Genomic DNA, 17,302 nt, shown 5'->3' with positions numbered 1-17,302 from the left:
AGTTTCTTCATTAAAAGGGGTAATTAAGGGAGGATTTCATATGCATAGAGATGATCAAATGACACCAAATGAACGATTGAGTGCATTTATGACAGGAAAACCAATGGATAGAATTTTAGCAATGCCAGTAGTTTGCTCTATGTCTGGTTCAGCACTAGGAATGACTCATAGAGAAAAAAGGAGTACAGCTTTCAATGAAGCTATGGCACAGGTTGCATGTTATGAAAGATTTGGAAATGATCTAACGATCATTGACTATGGACTACACGGTGTAGGTGCAGCCCTAGGAAGTGTAATGAGCGATCCTGAGGATGCGGTACCAGCAATTTTGAAATATGTTTTAGAGGATTTAAATGATGTGGACCAATTAGATATGTCAAAGTTAGAACTAAAAAATGATAAAAAGCTGCAATTACACGTAGAAGCTACAAAAATTTTAATTGATAAAGTAGGAAAAGAAGTACCAACAGGGGTTTTAATATCTGGACCCTTTACTGCAGCATCAAGTATCTTCAAAGTAGAAAATTTATTAAGGGCAACGAGAAAAAATCCTGATAAGGTACATCAATTAATTCATTTCTGCAATGAAGGGCTGAAAATGATTTATAGGGAATTTATTAAAGAAGGTGCAATCATTTTACTTTGTGATCCTATTGCTTCAGGAACAATTCTCCATAGAAAACAATACTTAGAATTTGTTTTGCCTTATGCAGTAGATTTGATGAAGGATATTCACAATGCAAAGGGAATGGTTTGTTATCATATTTGTGGAGATACAAGAGCAATCGTAGGGGATATGGTGCAATCAGGTTGCGATATGATTAGCATTGACAACAGGGTAGATTTGACATACACCAAGGAGGTAGTAGGTAATAAAGTACCTATTCTTGGCAATGTGGATCCAGTAGAGGTGCTATACTTAGGAAACACCAATGATGTTGACTTAGCAGTAAAAAATTGTATTCAAAAGGCCTATGACAGTCCTTGTGGATATATTTTGGCATCAGGCTGCGATCTTTCAGGAAACATTCCTTTAGAAAACATAGATCAATTTATGGCTTCTGCTAGAAAATATGGTAAAGGGCCATTAGATCCAAAAAATTTCATTTAGTTCATCAATATTTTGTATAATCGAAAATGGAGGGAAAGTAATGTCAGTATCAAAAGGGATATTATTAAAAAAACTATCAGATGGTGTATTAAATATGGAAGAAGAAGCTGTGATTGAGGCCTGTAATGAGTATGTAGAAGCAGGATATCCTGCATTTGATGGTATTATGGAAGGACTTGTAGATGGGATGAATCGTGCAAGTCAATTGTATGAAGATGAAGAATATTTTGTTACGGATTTATTATTGTGCTCAGATGCAATGTATGAAGGTTTATCTGTTTTAAGACCTCATATTCCTTCAAATGAAATGGAGAGAGAAAAGCCAAAAGGTGTAATTGGTGTTGTAGAAGGGGATACCCATGATATAGGCAAGAATTTAGTGAAGATCATGTTAGATACGGCTGGGTTTGATATGATTGATTTAGGAAGAGATGTTCCTTTACAGAACTTTGTTGATAAAGTGAAGGAAGTTAATGCTTCATTTGTGTGCATGTCAACACTGATGACAACGACGATGGGGGGAATGGGTACAGTTATCGAGTTATTAAAGGAAGCGGGAATCAGAGAACAAGTGAAAGTAATCATTGGTGGTGGACCAATTTCAAAAAAATTTGCTGACACTATAGGTGCAGATGGATATTCTTCTAACGCAGTTGAGGCGGTAAAGTTAATAAAAGGACTGCTTGAAATAGCATAGAAAAAGGTAGAGTCTATGTTGTCGCCTAATAGAATGATTGAATAAGGTACTCAGCAGGGAACAAGTTGATAGACCATCATGTATTTGCCTTGAAGGTATGATGAATATAGTTACAATAGAGTTAATAAAAGAGGTTGGAATCAAATTTCAAGAAGCACACATCAATATTGAACTGTATTGTAGCGGGTTATAAAAAGTTGTGGAAACTATTTGAATAAATACTGTTCATATATACATAAATAATTATCTTTAATATGATTATCGTGGGATTGCTAGTTTTTTTCTTTATCAGAGAAGGACAGATTAAGCTTGTCACAGTTAAACCTATTTGATATTTCTAAGCAATCTTATTGGATTATCATTAGGCATCATTATGGATATTTACTGCGAGATCTGATGGTAACATTAATTGATATATAAGCCTCGTATTTTTTGTTGTACTTATTATGAAACTTGTTCTTTGTTGTCTTAGATTTTACTAGGGAAAGGGCTTTTTCGGACTTTTTCCTTTTTATTTTATACAAAAAGAGCTGTTTAAAAACTATTTTTAAATAGCTCTTTTTACATTTGTAGACTTATGAAAAGGATGAAATATAAGCTTTATCTATAAATTTTAACTGTTATTATGGTAATCAAGCAGAGAAATTCAATTTTCATATAATTTCTATAGCTACTTATAGTTTATGGAATTATATTACAGTATATTGAAAATATCAATAAAGATAGATTTGTTATAAAATAGTTCAATAGCAATAATATTATAATAAATTATATAATGGATTTTGGGCTAGATTTTCAAATGACTATTTTATATTAGGAAGGAGATTTAAGTGAGAAAAGAAAAAATGACACCAAGAGAAAGAATGAATGCTTTTGCCAGGGGACAGGAAATTGACCGTGTAATCTGTGTTCCAGATATGGGAGCTACTATGGCACCGTTTATTGGTGTAAAAGTGAGTGATTATTATCATTCAGCAGAGCTTATGGCAGAGTTGGAAATAGCCTTGTTTAAAAGACTCCGTCATGATAGCGTAGGAATATCTACAAGTCTTAGAGGTGTTGCCGAGGCTATGGGTTCTAAGGTAGCTTATCCTGATTACAATATTTCCTATTTATTGGAGCCAGCTATTAAATCCGTAGATGAAATAGAATCTCTTAAGATTGCTGATCCATTAAAGGATGGCATTTTACCAATTTTAATTAAGGCTATAAAACTAACAAAAGATGCACTTATAGATGAAGTAGATGTTAGTGCTTCGATGTCTGGACCTTTTAGTGTTGCAGCTTCTGTAGTAGGAACAGATAATTTATTAAAATGGATGATCAAATATCCTAAAAAAGTCCATACTCTAATGGATATAGTAGTAGAATCTAATAATAGATATATAGAAGAGGTGGCAAAACTAGGTGTATCTATTAGTTTTGCTGATCCAGTTTCATCTACAAATCTTATAAGTCCAAAACAATTTAGAGAGTTTTCTTTACCAGCTCTTCAAAAAAATGTTGATAAAATAAAAGAAAAGACGGGTAGCGCTCCAGGGATACATATATGTGGGACAAGTAAAGAAATTTGGGAAGATGTGGTAAACACTGGCATTTCCAATTTTAGCATAGATAATATAGAGGATTTGGAAGAAGCTAAAGAAATAATGGGAGATAGAGTGATAATTACAGGGAATGTTCCGCCTGTTGACGTAATTTATGCAGGTAATAAAGAATCTATTTTTAAATCAGTTAAAGAATGTATTAGAAAGGGCCATGATTCTAAAAAAGGATATATTTTAAGTACAGGCTGTCAAATTCCAATGCATACTCCAATGGAAAATATTGAAATGTTTATGGAAGCTGGTAACATTTATGGAGCATATCCAATAGATATGGAGTTACTAATGAAAGATTAATTTAAACTAAGGAGGACATTAAAATGGAAAAGATAAATGAAAAAAGAGGTAATGGGGTAGCTTTATTACCTTTTCTTATCTTTGTACTTATATATTTGATTTCAGGTATTATATTACAAGTTAAAGGAATTGAAATGGCATTTTATCAATTTCCAGCTCCGATTGCGGCTGGTATAGGAATAGTATTTGCTTTTATTTTAACAAAAGGTTCATTAGATGAAAAGTTTAATATATTTATCAAAGGTTGTGGTGATGATAATATAATAATTATGTGTATTATATATTTATTGGCAGGGGCTTTTTCTTCAGTTTCTAGTGCTATGGGTGGTGTTGAAGCTACAGTAAATTTAGGGCTTACATTAATACCAGCTAAATTTATTACGGTAGGAATATTTATAATAGCTGCATTTATTTCCATTTCAACAGGAACATCAGTAGGTACTATTGTGGCTATAGGTCCTATAGCTGTTCAATTAGTAGAAAAAGCAGGCTTAAATTTACCTTTAGTATTAGGTGCATTGATTGGGGGAGCTATGTTTGGAGATAATTTATCTATTATATCTGATACAACTATAGCAGCTACAAGAACTCAAGGAGTATCTATGAAAGATAAGTTTAGAGCTAATTTTGGTTTGGCATTGCCAGCAGCTTTAGTTACAATAGTCCTTTTATTCATATTTGGAAAACCAGTAACTATTCCTGAAAGTCAAGAATACACTTTTAATATAATTAAAGTAATTCCATATATATTCGTATTGATAGCTGCCGTATCGGGAATGAATGTATTTGTGGTTTTGACTGGCGGAATTATTATATCAGGAGCTATAGGACTTGGTTATGAAAGCTTTAAAGGATTAGAATTTGTTCAGCATATATATTCAGGATTTAAAGGAATGACTGATATATTTTTATTATCTTTATTAACTGGCGGCTTAGCCAATATGGTATCAAGTGGTGGAGGACTTGATTGGCTGCTATATAGAATAAATAGAACAGTAAAAGGCAAAAAGTCAGCTGAGTTAGGTATAAGTACATTGGTATCTCTCACAGATGCAGCTACTGCTAACAATACAGTTTCTATAATTGTAAGTGGTCAATTGGCAAAGGAAATATCTAAAGAACATAATGTAGATCCAAGAAAAACTGCTTCACTTTTAGATGTTTTTTCATGTTCAATGCAAGGACTGATACCTTATGGTGCTCAATTATTGATGGCAGGAAGCTTTACTAATGGATCGGTAAGCCCTGTTCAAATAGTACCATATGTATGGTATTGTTTTATATTAGTTATATTTGCTATACTATCCATAGTAACTCCTTTTGGAAATAGATATTTAGCAAAGAATCCTTGGGATTTTGTCAATAATAAACCTGTGAAGGAAGTATAAAGTAAATAAGAAATATAGGGAACGGCATTTGTATTTTAGAAAGCTACACTTTTAGATATGGTGTAGCTTTTTTGTGTCTGTAGATTTATGGAAAGGGTGAGATATAAGTGTTATTTATAAATCTTGACTGTTATTATGGCAAGCAATCAACACTATTTACTAATTCGACAGATGTGTAGGAGTGTTTGAATAAATGTGCACTTAAGATTATTAGAAATGTGTTTATATTATACTTGTTTGTCTTTAACTTATCACTTATAGTAAACTCTCCACTATAACACCATACTTTAAATATATGTTACGATAGAAGCTGACGGAGGTGAAGATATAATGGGAAATAGGTATAGAACATCAGAAGTAGCAAAAATTATTGGTATTCATCCCAATACAGTACGGCTCTATGAAAAGTACCAGCTAATACCAAAACCGGAAAGGCAAGATAACGGCTATCGTGTTTTTACTGATTTACATGTTGAGCAATTTAAACTAGCAAGAACTGCATTAAAGGTTGAAGTATTACAAAATGGACTACGAAAAAAAGCTGTTGATATTATTAAGACTTCTGCTACAAAAAATTTTGATGCCGCAATTTGCCTCGCAGAAAGTTATCTGTCACAGATTAGAACAGAGCAGCAGAATGCGGAAGAAGCAATTGAAATTGTAAAACAAATGTTATCCTCCTCACATCGTATAAAAGAATCTAGGTATTTATCTCTTACAAGAAAACAGACGGCTGAATATCTACAGGTTACAATAGATACTTTAAGAAATTGGGAATTAAATGGTCTAATTACCATAAGACGAAAACAGAATGGCTATCGAATTTATACAGATGATGATATTATGCGCTTGAAAGTTATTCGTTCTCTGCGTTGTGCTAATTATTCTCTGGCTGCCATCTTGAGAATGCTAACCGCTATATCCCATGATTCAAGCGTCAATATAAGAAAAATAATTGATACTCCTAGGCATGATGACGATATCATTTCTGTATGTGATAAACTTCTTACTTCATTAAAGGAAGCGGAAGACAATGCTCTTATGGTAATGAGTCAGTTAAGGAAAATGAAAAAACAATTCAAATAAAAACCCTACACTTTTCCACCAGACTATGTTCTGGTGGTATTCTTTTATATATACAAAAAGGAGGTTTGAAATATGGAAACAACAATTAAAGTTGATAAGCTGTGCAAGTCTTATGCTGGAATCCGTGCAGTTGAAAATTTTGATATTTCAGTTTCGCGCGGTGAGGTATTCGGTTTGCTTGGAGCAAACGGAGCAGGTAAAAGCACTACAATTGAGTGCATACTGGGTACAAAAAAACCAGACAGTGGAACAGTATCTATTTTGAGAATGAATCCCTATACAGAGCGAAAAAAACTGTTCGAGAGGGTAGGTGTTCAATTTCAGGAGGCAAACTATCAGGACAAAATAACCGTTATGGAGCTATGTCAGGAAACATATTGCCTTTATAAAAAGCCTGCTGATTATGAAGCTCTGCTGAAACAATTTGGTCTGGAAAATAAAATAAAAAATATGGTGAATGAATTGTCAGGAGGACAAAAACAAAGGCTGTTTATTGTACTTGCACTGATCTCTAATCCAGACGTTGTGTTTTTGGATGAATTAACAACAGGACTTGATACAAAAGCAAGGCGAAGTGTGTGGAATAGCTTGTCAGAATTGAAGAAGAAAGGCTTAACAATCTTTTTGACCTCTCATTTTATGGATGAGGTAGAAACCTTATGTGATAGGATTGGTATTTTAAAAAACGGAAGACTTATTTTCAGTGGAACAGTGCAGGAAGCCATTGCCACTAGTCCTTATGAAAAACTGGAAGACGCTTATCTTTGGTATACGGGAGAGGAGGAATTAGATCATGAAAACATTTAGTACCATGTTAAAAACAGAGCTTAAACTGTCTCTACGTGGAATGGATATGTTTATATTTGCAATATGTATGCCAGTGGTAGTAGTCATTATACTTGGCATCATATATGGCAATAAACCTGCGTTTGACGGAGCACAATATACTTTTTTAGAACAGTCATTTGGGGCAGTTTCTACAATTGCTATATGTGCCGGTGGAGTCATGGGGCTCCCATTAGTCATATCTGATTATCGAAACAAGAAAATTCTGAAGCGGTTTAAAGTAACTCCAATACACCCAGCATTGATTTTAATAGTACAAGTTACAATTTATATGATTTATTCAATTATTTCTCTTATTCTGATTTATGTTGTGGCAACTCTCTTTTTTCAGTTTCATTTTGCTGGTTCTATACTACAATTTTTAGGAGCATACTTGTTAGTTATGATGTCAATTTTCAGTATTGGTATGATGGTAGGTGGAGTTTCGCCGGACATGAAAATCGCTAGCGTGATTGCCAGTATTTTATACTTCCCTATGATTATTTTTTCAGGAGCAACTTTGCCATATGAAGTGATGCCATCTTCACTGCAAAAAGTAGCTGATTTCCTGCCATTAACACAGGGAATAAAACTTCTGAAAGCAACTTCACTTGGTTTGTCTGCTGCAGATGTTATATTTTCGACTATTGTTATGGCTGTTCTTTCGGCCGTTTGTATTATTATTTCAATTCGTTTCTTTAAATGGGAATAAGACGGGGTAAAAAAAGGATGTAATTTCTGAATAAACTAGATAGACAGACATATTAGACATTGAGAATACAAAGAAAAAATAGTTTGAAAGCGTAACTGAGAGCATTTCATATGTGAATCAGTTACGCTTTTTTAGATTTTATTTTTGTTCAATGAGCACAGGTTTTTTTAGCTTTAAAGTGATCATAATATATCTTCATGAACATTTTATAAAAAAGAAGTGTTTAGTTTATACTAATTTTGCGTACATATTGTGAAAAGATTTATATTTTGATATAATTTCTATATGGAAACTATATCGGAGGTGAAAATATTGGAACTACTAAACAATGCCTTAATAAATCTACAATGTGAGCTTGTAGCAGAAAGAAACATAGTTAATCCTAAGAAAATCAGTTGGCTTCAATATGATATTTTACATTTAATATCTCAAAATAAATTAATGTTACCATCTGATCTGAACATTTCGTTAGGAATCAGTCGATCCAAACTATCGAAAGCACTCAAAGAACTTAAAATAATGGGATATATTCAACAAAAACCAAGTGATAAAGATGGAAGAGAGTTGCTGACTTCACTAACAAATGAGGGACAAGAACTATTAGCTAATATTCACAATGGACATAATCAAATTTATTTCATTGCTAAGAAAGTATTTACTGAAGAAGAACAAGAGCAATTCGGGAAACTAGCTAGCAAATTATCTAATGCACTTAGAACTGAAAGGATGACTCAAAATGAATGAATCCATTATGATTAAAGGTGTTAAAACTAATAATCTAAAGAATTTGTCAATTAAGATTCCTAAGAAAAAGATTACAGTTATAACGGGGGTTTCGGGATCAGGAAAATCTTCTCTTGTATTTGATACCTTGGCTGCTGAATCTCAAAGATTATTAAATGAGACTTATTCTAGCTATATTCAACAGCTAATGCCTCACTATGCTCCCCCAGATGTTGACGAAATCAATAACTTACCTGTATCAATTGTTGTTGACCAGAAAAAAATTAGTGGCAATGCTCGCTCAACGGTAGGTACAGTTACAGAGATCTACACAAGTCTTAGATTATTATTTTCACGGATTGCGCAACCTTTCATAGGTTATTCAATGGTTTACTCATTTAACAATCCTCAAGGAATGTGCCCTTTATGTAAGGGCTTAGGAGAAACAAAACGAATAAATATCAGAAAACTCATTGATTTTGATAAATCTTTGAATGAAGGTGCAATAAAATTCCCTACATTTCAACCAGGTGGATGGAGACTGACTAGATATACAGAAACAGGTAATTTTGATAATAATAAAAAGATATCTGACTATTCAAAGGATGAATTAAATCTTCTTCTATACGATACTGGAAGTAAACCTAAAAATCCTACAAAAGATTGGCCTAAAACATCAACTTATATTGGGGTTATTCCAAGGATAACAAAAAGCTTCATTGACAAAGAAGACTCACAATATGCGTCTGATTTAGATTATATTCTTGAAGTTCAACATTGTCCTGAATGTAATGGAACAAGGGTCAATGATGTTGTAAGATCAGCGAAAATTAAAGGAAAATCCATTGCTGATTGTGTTACAATGTCAATTACTGAACTACTAGATTTTGTTGAATCAATAAATAATTCAAGTGTAGAAATCGTATTGAAAGATTTAGTAAAAAAACTAGAGAGCTTGCAGACTGTTGGTTTAAATTACTTATCTCTTAACCGTTCAACTAGCACTCTTTCTGGTGGAGAATCTCAGAGAATCAAAATGACAAAACATTTAAATAGCTCTTTGTCAGATGTGTTATATATCTTCGATGAACCAAGTGTAGGACTCCATCCAGAAGACATTGTAGGCATAAATAAAATCATGAAGGGATTGAAACATAAGGGAAATACCGTTATTCTAGTAGATCATGATCCTGATATTATAAAAATTGCTGACTATATTATTAATATAGGAGAATTAGCTGGAGCTAATGGAGGTTACGTAACATTTGAAGGATCTTATAAAGAATTACTGACTTCTGACACAATCACTGGAAAAACATTATCACGAACACATTCTTTGAATCAAGAAAAAATAGAATTTACTTCCTTTTATACCCTGAATAATGTCAGTCTCTACAATATAAAGAATGCATCAGTTAAAATACCCAAAAACGCATTAACAGTTGTGACAGGTGTAGCAGGTTCAGGAAAAAGTACTCTTATTCGTTATCTGTTTAAAGAAAAATACTCCCAAGCCAAACTTTTGGATCAAAGTCCTATACGTGGTAGTAATAGATCTAATATTCTAACCTACCTTAATGTATTTGATAATATTAGAGAGATATTCGCTAAACTATCTCATAAAAATCGTTCACTATTTAGTTATAATAGTAAGGGCGCCTGTCCGGTTTGTAAGGGAAAAGGATATATTAAGCTAGATTTGGCCTATATGGGAGATATTGAACAAACTTGTGAAAAGTGTAATGGGAAGAGATATAGCGATGAAGCTTTATCTTTCAAATGGCATGGTAAAAACATATATGATATTCTTCAATTAACAGTTGGAGAAGCCAAAGATTTATTCGATGATTACCAAATAAATCGAGCTATTCAAAGTTTAATTGATGTGAACCTAAGTTATATAAAGTTAGGGCAATCTTTAGATACTTTTTCAGGTGGAGAGCTTCAGCGCTTGAAAATAGCTAAAATAATACATGAAAATGAAAATAACTTACTAATTTTGGATGAGCCAAGTACAGGTCTTCATGAAGCTGATATAGACAATTTATTGTCACTGTTTTATAAATTATTGGAGAAAGGTTCAACCTTAATTATTTTAGAACACAACTTATCAATTATTAGTCAGGCTCACTGGATTATTGATATGGGATTACAAGGTGGATCTTTAGGTGGAAAAGTAATTTTTCAAGGATATCCTGTCGATTTAGTAGGATCAACAAAATCATATACTGCAAAACATTTACGTAATTATATAGGATAATTAATAATAAGAAGTTTATTTCTAAAAAGTATAGAGAATAAAGGATGTTTAGTGCTGATCACACTAAGCATCCTTTATTTATATTATATCAAAACTTTAAAAGAAATAAGTCGGTTGATATTTATTATCAGTGATGATCTTCAGCATCTTCTTTAGTTTTATGAACTGTACCATGTGGATGCGCAGGTGGTGCATAAATAGAATAAAGTTTAAGTGGTTTACGACCTGTATTAATCAGATTATGCCATTTACCAGCAGGTATAATTATTGCATAGTCATCATAGACTCTTTTTTGAAAATCTAATTTATCTTTTCTATCTCCCATTTTAACAATTCCTTGACCTTCTTCAATACGGATGAATTGATCAAGGTCGTTATGAATCTCTAAACCTATGTCTTCCCCAACATTGATACTCATCAGGGTAAGTTGCAGATATTTTCCCGTCCATAAAGCAGTACGAAAAGTATTATTTTGCTTAGTAGCCTCTTCAATATTAACTACAAAGGGTTTTGGTCCATAATCCTTCAATTTAATAAACTGTCTCCAAGAGTCTGGGTAATACATTGGTGTGTTAGCCCAGTATGTATATGGATAATCATACATATTGTTCTGGTAATACATTGGCATGTTAAAGTAGTAAGGACATGGATACGGATTGTAAAAACTATACATATTATTATTCATTCCTTTCATAGGCTTTACCAATATTATATGGCCTACGTTTAGGAGATGTGACTCAATTCACAGAAGGACTATGTATTTGAGATAATAATTATTAAATTAGAAAACTTGTGAATTCTAAGACTCGTTATAATCTCGGTGAGTTTGTTATATTATTTCTGTGAAATATTATCATAATTATGTCAAGATACATGTATAAGTAGTAGCTAATCTAATAATTTCAATTATATTTATATTTACTTTAAGTATCATATCAGTTTGACACTTTTCATATTTTTTAGAAGATATATTAATATTTATTAATAAGTATTTTTCTTTTTAAATTAGAGATTTTAGGAGGGATAATAGACATATTCTACCTTATTGAAGATGTAAAAGAAGATAGTAAAGAAATAAAGAAAAAGATTTTTCATCAAAAAATAAAAAATCTTAAAAAATACTTTATATATAAAGTATTTTTTATTACATAAAGAAAATAACAAGCTAATGAACGGGATTTAGTTCATTTTTATTCAATGACTTATTTTCAAAAAAATGGTATAATGACTGTTAGAGATTATCAGAATTAATCTTTAGTGAATGAGCATGTACATATAAGTGTGAATTTATATAATCTTGATGTTGGAGGAAAATATATGATATCTAAGACAACAGAGAACTATACAAAACGATTTGTGATTTACACCTATGTACTATTTTGGATAATGGTACTTTCATTAGGTAGAATAGTTCAACTTCTCGGCGGAAATTCGTGGATTATGCAATGGGTAATTGTAATATGCTCATGGACACCTACGATTGTACTATTGGTATTGTTCAAAAAAATTTTTCCTGAAAGTACAGTAAAAGACTTTTACAAAAAAGCTTTTGGTAGAACACTTAGTATTCCTTTATTATTGGTCGTTGCTCTAATACAAATGCTGATTTTTATTACAAGTGTATACATTGTATCACTTCAAAAAGGTGTTCCACTTCTAATGTTACTTGATTATTCATTTTCAACAATAATATCTGGTTTTTTCTTTACTTTGTTACAAGGAGCAACTGGAGAAGAATCTGGATGGAGAGGCTTTTTACAGCCAGCCATTGAGGAAAAATCAAGCATAATTAAAAGTTCTTTGATAGTTGGCTTGATCTGGACATTTTGGCATGCTCCCCTATGGTTTCTATCTACAGGATATGCTGGACTTGAATTGATAAAATACATAGTATCATTTATTATTTGTATTATTTCTTTTGCAGTCATAATAGGTATATGTTATGATCGTTGTAAAAATTTGTTTGTTCCAATATGGATGCATTTTATGCTTAACTTTTTTTTAGTGGCTTTTATCGGAAAAATTGTAGATTTGATTATATGGCTAGCTGTATTCTACTTTATTACAGCATTGGGATTTATTCTATGGCACAAGAATAAAATATCAAGCTAACGAGCAATACGTTTAATAACATTGATTGAAACAACATCAGAATAAAGAAAATAGTCTTACAAGCGATCAATAAGATCGCTTTTTTATTTTGCTCAAAAAAATGAGAGTAGAGTGACGTGTTCAAAACTTAAGATATATGTGAGAGAACATCAAATTAGTTTGCGTACTATATGAGATACGTTAGTACTTATAAAGGTATTGAGAAAATTAACAAAAGCAAGTTAGAGATTCCTGTTAATTTGAATCAGAAAAAGTTAATCAAACAGTTTATTTAAGATATACATACTTCAAAAGAAATGCTGGAATACAATGACTACTACATACATCCAACTATAGGTAATGTTACGGAATTTATTTTGCTAACATTAGAGCAGAGCTTAAACCTCTTGAAAATTTTTCCCGATCTCAATTGACATTTTCATCTACATAAAGTATTATAAGTATAACAAGTTATACTTTTCTTATTTATACAACTGATAATTGATAAAAGGAGATATGAGAATATGAAAAACGAAAATAAAAAATCACCTAAAACTAAGGATGAAGGTAAGTACATGAGTTCAGTAAAGGTTGGCCCGAAAGGACAAATTGTCATTCCAAAGGAAGCACGGGATATGTTTGACATTAAACCTGGAGATACTTTACTTTTGCTTGCAGATGTTGAACGAGGAATTGCTATTCACAGGCTCGATTTCTTCAATAAAATTGCCGATGAAATATTTCTTGCAAAGGAAAATTCGGTAAATACTACTGAAAATGATGAACTTATACAATTTGCGGAAGAAGTTCGGAAAGTACAAGAGCCAATTGATGAAAACAAATAAACACATTTCCAGTAATGTGTAGTTAAAATCAAAAGGAGATTATTTTATGAAAAAGAAAAAAATAGTGATTATTGGCGGTGGTATTTCGGGTCTTACAGCTGGTGTCTATGGAGCAAAATCAGGCTTTGAAGTCGAGATTTATGAAAAACACAGTATTGTTGGTGGAGAATGCACAGGTTGGGATAGACAAGGTTATCATATTGATAACTGTATTCACTGGCTTATGGGTACTACTGAGGGAACAGCACTTAATAAAATATGGCAAGATGTAGGTGCTATAGGAGAAGGTATAGAGATTATAAAATCAGATAAAATGTATACATCAGAATTAGATGGGGAGAGAATCACCTTATGGGAGGATATTAATCGTACTGAACAAGAGTTAATGTTATTATCTCCAGAGGATGAAGTGGAAATAAAGAAGCTGATGAAGTTCACTAAACTGTCGAAGAATGTACAGATTCCGGCAGAAAAACCATCAGAAATGTTTGGCTTAATTGATGGAATAAAAATGGGTATTACCATGAAAGATACCATGAAAGTATTTAAGGAATATGCAGGTATGGACACCAATGATCTTATGAATCGGTTTAAGCATCCGTTGATTCGATGCATGATCTCTGATTTTTGTACGAAAGAATCGTTGGCTAGCTCCTTTCCTATGGCATATGGTAATTTTACCAGTGGAGATGGTGGTGTGCCGAGAGGTGGTTCAAGAGCTTTAGCTTTTCGCATGCAAAAGAAATTTGAAAGCTATGGTGGCAAGGTATATACTAATGCCAGTGTTCAAAAAGTGGTATTGGAAGATGATAAAGCAAAAGGTATTCAGTTGTCAGATGGTACTGTAATAAGTGCTGATTATGTGATATGTGCTTGTGATACAGATTATACTTTCGGAACTTTGCTTCCAAAATCCTATATGGAGCCACTTATGAAAGAAATGTATGAAAACAGAAAAGCATATCCTGTTTATGGAATGTTTCAAATAGCTTTTGCTGTAGATTGCGATGTGGACGTAGTAGGCACAGAAACAATCATAGATTTTAGAGATTTGCAATTTGCATCTTGGGTAAATGATAGGCTTACGATTAAATCCTATGGATATGAGCCTGATTTTGCACCAAAGGGAAAACAAATTATTCAGATTTTATTAGGCCTTACTGAAGATTCCTATGATTATTGGTCTGAACTTTATAAAGATAAAGAAGCATACTGTAATAGAAAAGAAGAAATTGCTCAGCAAATTATGAAAAAGGTTGAGGAAAGATTTCCGGAATATAAGGGAAAACTAACGATTTTAGATATCTGGACTCCAATGACTTATAAGCGATATTGTAATGCTTATAAAGGCTATAACCAAGCATTTATGATCACAAAATATAGCGCTAAGAGACCTTATCCGTCAGCTTATGTTGAGGGACTTGAAAATGTAATTTTGGCAGGTCAATGGATTAGCCCTCCAGGAGGACTTCCTGGTGCAGCAATTACAGGAAAATTTGCTATACAAAGAATACTTAAGAAAGAAAAACGAAGCATTAAGTTATAAAACACACCGTATATCATAACTGGGTGCAGTCAGTTCTCTGTCTGCACCCAGTTAATATTTTTGAAAATGCAAATTATAACGATTAGGTAATCAGTTCGACTTTCGCTTCTGAAGCGTTTTCTCTACCCCATTTGCACATTTCATTAATAATCGGAAGCAATGACAGCCCTTTTTCAGATAAAGAATACTCTACTTTTGGAGGAATTTGTGGATATTCTTTACGAATAATAAGTCCATCACTTTCTAATTCTTTAAGCTGTGTACTTAACATTTTATGTGTAATATAGGGAATATTTCGTTTAAGTTCACCATATCTTAATATGCGTTCGCAGCCTAATTCATATATAATCCTCATTTTCCACTTACCACCTATTATAGAGAGGGTATATTCAAAAGGTGCTTGTCTACTCCTGCATAATGTATCCATTCAATTACACTCTCCTTTTAGTTAGTATACTACTAAAAAGTGCATACTTTCTTTTGATTTTATTTTAATTATAATTAAAGTAAGTGAAAAACACAAGGTTCATATGTTGCTTTATTGGGAGGTTAGTTATATTGAAAATATTAAATTCAATTAGAATAAAAAATGTTGATTTTAAGAACAGAATAGTAATGGCTCCAATGGTTCATTTTGAGTTGTCGCCATGTAAAGATGGAGGTATAGAAGTCTATTCACATGCACATATAGACTATCTAAAAAAATTAGTAGAAGCATGTCACAGTAACAGAACCAAGTTTTTCGCACAAATTGCTTATCCTAGCATTGGTTATCATAATGGAGATTCAATCGATCAATTAACAGAAGATGATATGGAAGAAATCAAGAACGAGTTTGTTAGAGCAGCAAAATTATGCAAACAAGCTGGTTGTGACGGGATAGAACTACATGGTGCTCATAGCTTTTTTCTTAATATGGTAACATCTCCTTTATCAAATAAACGAGGAGATAAGTACGGTGGTGATATCAATGGAAGACTGCTACTTGTAAAAAAGATTGTTGAAGAAGTAAAAGTATTTGCGGACGATGATTTTATTATTTCTTACCGTATGGGCTGGAATGATGATTTAGAACTTGACATTCAAACAGCACAGGCATTAGAACGTATTGGGATAGAACTCCTACATATTTCCTCCGGCATACCTGTTGATAGGAAATTGGAAATCCCAAGTGACTTTATATTTAATGAGGTTGTATATACAGGTATACAGATAAAAAAACATGTATGAATTCCTGTAACAGTTGTAAATAGTATTGGAACATTGAACAGGAGAAATGAGTTATTTGAAAACAATCTGTGTGATTTTGTGGCATATGGGAGACCATTTTTAGCTGATGAAGCATTTCTTACAAGGTCCTTGAAAAATTACGATTATAAGTCTTGTTTTGAATGTAGAAAATGCCAATGGTTTATAAGCGGGGAGAAATGACCATCACAAATAAAAGCCAAAACTGCCCTTTAGGATGATTAAAAATAAAATGAATGGAGGCGGAACTATGGATTTTTTAGAATTAGTAAAGGACAGATATTCTGTTCGAAAGTTTTGTAGCAAAAAAGTAGAAAAGGAAAAGCTAGATTTGATTTTGGAAGCAGGTAGGGTTGCTCCAACGGCTGTGAATTATCAGCCCCAGCGTATTCTTGTACTGGATACTGAGGATTCTTTAAGTAAACTAAGAGATTGTACACCGTATCACTTTGATGCACCTTTAGCTCTGTTGATTTGTTACGATAATACTATCAGTTGGAAAAGATCATATGATGGCAAAGATATGGGAGATGTTGACGTAAGCATTGTGACTACTCACATGATGCTTGAAGTAGCCAATTTAGGATTAGGTAGCACTTGGGTAGGGCATTTTGATCCCAAAAAGATGAGCGAAACCTTTGAATTGCCTGAAAACATCATTCCAGTTGCGCTTTTGCCAATTGGTTATCCAGATGAAACGAGCGTTCCTCATATATACCACGATAAACGTTTTGATATAGGAGTAACGGTATCATATAATTCGTTCTAAGGAGAAGGATATGCGAAATAGGTTAAAAGAGTGAATTACAGTAGAATAAAAGAGAATAAATCTAAAGCAGGTAGTCTTAAAGTAACAAAAGTTGGAAAAG

General features: G+C 32.6%; 16 protein-coding genes. 14 read left to right on the top strand and 2 right to left on the bottom strand.

What is annotated here, in order from left to right:
• The first annotated feature begins 40 nt into the window (after positions 1-40).
• The 9 genes from CLPU_RS05650 to CLPU_RS05610 all read left to right on the top strand — a co-directional run bounded on the left by CLPU_RS05650 (position 41) and on the right by CLPU_RS05610 (position 10,703).
• Positions 41-1,111: a uroporphyrinogen decarboxylase family protein gene (locus tag CLPU_RS05650; protein WP_050354678.1), complete on the top strand. Its 1,071-nt coding sequence runs from the start codon at positions 41-43 to the stop codon at positions 1,109-1,111.
• Between the two features lie 40 nt (positions 1,112-1,151).
• Positions 1,152-1,808, top strand: coding sequence for a corrinoid protein (locus CLPU_RS05645; RefSeq protein WP_050354677.1), 657 nt, complete (start codon positions 1,152-1,154; stop codon positions 1,806-1,808).
• Positions 1,809-2,638: 830 nt separating this feature from the next.
• The gene (locus CLPU_RS05640) at positions 2,639-3,709 is read left to right on the top strand and encodes a uroporphyrinogen decarboxylase family protein (RefSeq protein ID WP_050354676.1); all 1,071 of its coding nucleotides are present in this window, start codon (positions 2,639-2,641) and stop codon (positions 3,707-3,709) included.
• A 23-nt stretch (positions 3,710-3,732) separates the two neighbouring features.
• A complete protein-coding gene (locus CLPU_RS05635; protein WP_050354675.1) occupies positions 3,733-5,097 on the top strand; it encodes a Na+/H+ antiporter NhaC family protein in 1,365 nt (454 codons plus the stop codon).
• Positions 5,098-5,427: 330 nt separating this feature from the next.
• On the top strand, positions 5,428-6,183 hold the full coding sequence (locus CLPU_RS05630) for a MerR family transcriptional regulator (protein ID WP_050354674.1): 756 nt from the start codon (positions 5,428-5,430) through the stop codon (positions 6,181-6,183).
• Between the two features lie 72 nt (positions 6,184-6,255).
• Complete coding sequence (locus CLPU_RS05625; protein ID WP_050354673.1) at positions 6,256-6,990, top strand: ABC transporter ATP-binding protein; 735 nt, start codon at positions 6,256-6,258, stop codon at positions 6,988-6,990.
• On the top strand, positions 6,977-7,720 hold the full coding sequence (locus CLPU_RS05620; protein ID WP_050354672.1) for an ABC transporter permease: 744 nt from the start codon (positions 6,977-6,979) through the stop codon (positions 7,718-7,720). Before CLPU_RS05625 ends, CLPU_RS05620 begins: the two co-directional genes overlap by 14 nt.
• A 312-nt stretch (positions 7,721-8,032) precedes the next feature.
• A complete protein-coding gene (locus CLPU_RS05615) occupies positions 8,033-8,464 on the top strand; it encodes a MarR family winged helix-turn-helix transcriptional regulator (RefSeq protein WP_200898502.1) in 432 nt (143 codons plus the stop codon).
• A 364-nt stretch (positions 8,465-8,828) separates the two neighbouring features.
• The gene (locus CLPU_RS05610; protein WP_200898501.1) at positions 8,829-10,703 is read left to right on the top strand and encodes an ATP-binding cassette domain-containing protein; all 1,875 of its coding nucleotides are present in this window, start codon (positions 8,829-8,831) and stop codon (positions 10,701-10,703) included.
• Positions 10,704-10,830: 127 nt separating this feature from the next.
• Here the strand turns inward: CLPU_RS05610 and CLPU_RS17820 are convergent, their stop codons facing one another.
• Entirely contained in the window at positions 10,831-11,121 is a 291-nt protein-coding gene (locus CLPU_RS17820) for a cupin domain-containing protein (protein ID WP_235436114.1), read from the bottom strand.
• 899 nt (positions 11,122-12,020) lie between these two features.
• Here CLPU_RS17820 and CLPU_RS05600 point away from each other — a divergent pair.
• From CLPU_RS05600 to CLPU_RS05590, 3 genes are all read left to right on the top strand, one after another.
• Positions 12,021-12,815 (top strand): CPBP family intramembrane glutamic endopeptidase, encoded by a 795-nt coding sequence (locus tag CLPU_RS05600; protein ID WP_050354669.1) that lies wholly within the window; start codon positions 12,021-12,023, stop codon positions 12,813-12,815.
• A 503-nt stretch (positions 12,816-13,318) separates the two neighbouring features.
• A complete protein-coding gene (locus tag CLPU_RS05595; RefSeq protein ID WP_050354668.1) occupies positions 13,319-13,639 on the top strand; it encodes an AbrB/MazE/SpoVT family DNA-binding domain-containing protein in 321 nt (106 codons plus the stop codon).
• A 64-nt stretch (positions 13,640-13,703) separates the two neighbouring features.
• Positions 13,704-15,185: a phytoene desaturase family protein gene (locus CLPU_RS05590; protein ID WP_157857703.1), complete on the top strand. Its 1,482-nt coding sequence runs from the start codon at positions 13,704-13,706 to the stop codon at positions 15,183-15,185.
• Positions 15,186-15,267: 82 nt separating this feature from the next.
• On the opposite strand, the gene CLPU_RS05585 is transcribed toward CLPU_RS05590, so the two are convergent.
• Positions 15,268-15,612: a winged helix-turn-helix transcriptional regulator gene (locus CLPU_RS05585; RefSeq protein WP_050354666.1), complete on the bottom strand. Its 345-nt coding sequence runs from the start codon at positions 15,610-15,612 to the stop codon at positions 15,268-15,270.
• 83 nt (positions 15,613-15,695) lie between these two features.
• Here CLPU_RS05585 and CLPU_RS05580 point away from each other — a divergent pair, with 83 nt between their 5' ends.
• Complete coding sequence (locus CLPU_RS05580) at positions 15,696-16,415, top strand: oxidoreductase (RefSeq protein ID WP_200898500.1); 720 nt, start codon at positions 15,696-15,698, stop codon at positions 16,413-16,415.
• Between the two features lie 268 nt (positions 16,416-16,683).
• Positions 16,684-17,202 (top strand): nitroreductase family protein, encoded by a 519-nt coding sequence (locus tag CLPU_RS05575; RefSeq protein ID WP_050354665.1) that lies wholly within the window; start codon positions 16,684-16,686, stop codon positions 17,200-17,202.
• Positions 17,203-17,302: the final 100 nt, after the last annotated feature.

It is taken from the genome of Gottschalkia purinilytica, from assembly GCF_001190785.1.
GTDB classification, from domain to species: domain Bacteria; phylum Bacillota; class Clostridia; order Tissierellales; family Gottschalkiaceae; genus Gottschalkia_A; species Gottschalkia_A purinilytica.
Note: the sequence above shows the minus strand (reverse complement) of the source record. Positions and strands in the feature narration are given on the sequence as shown.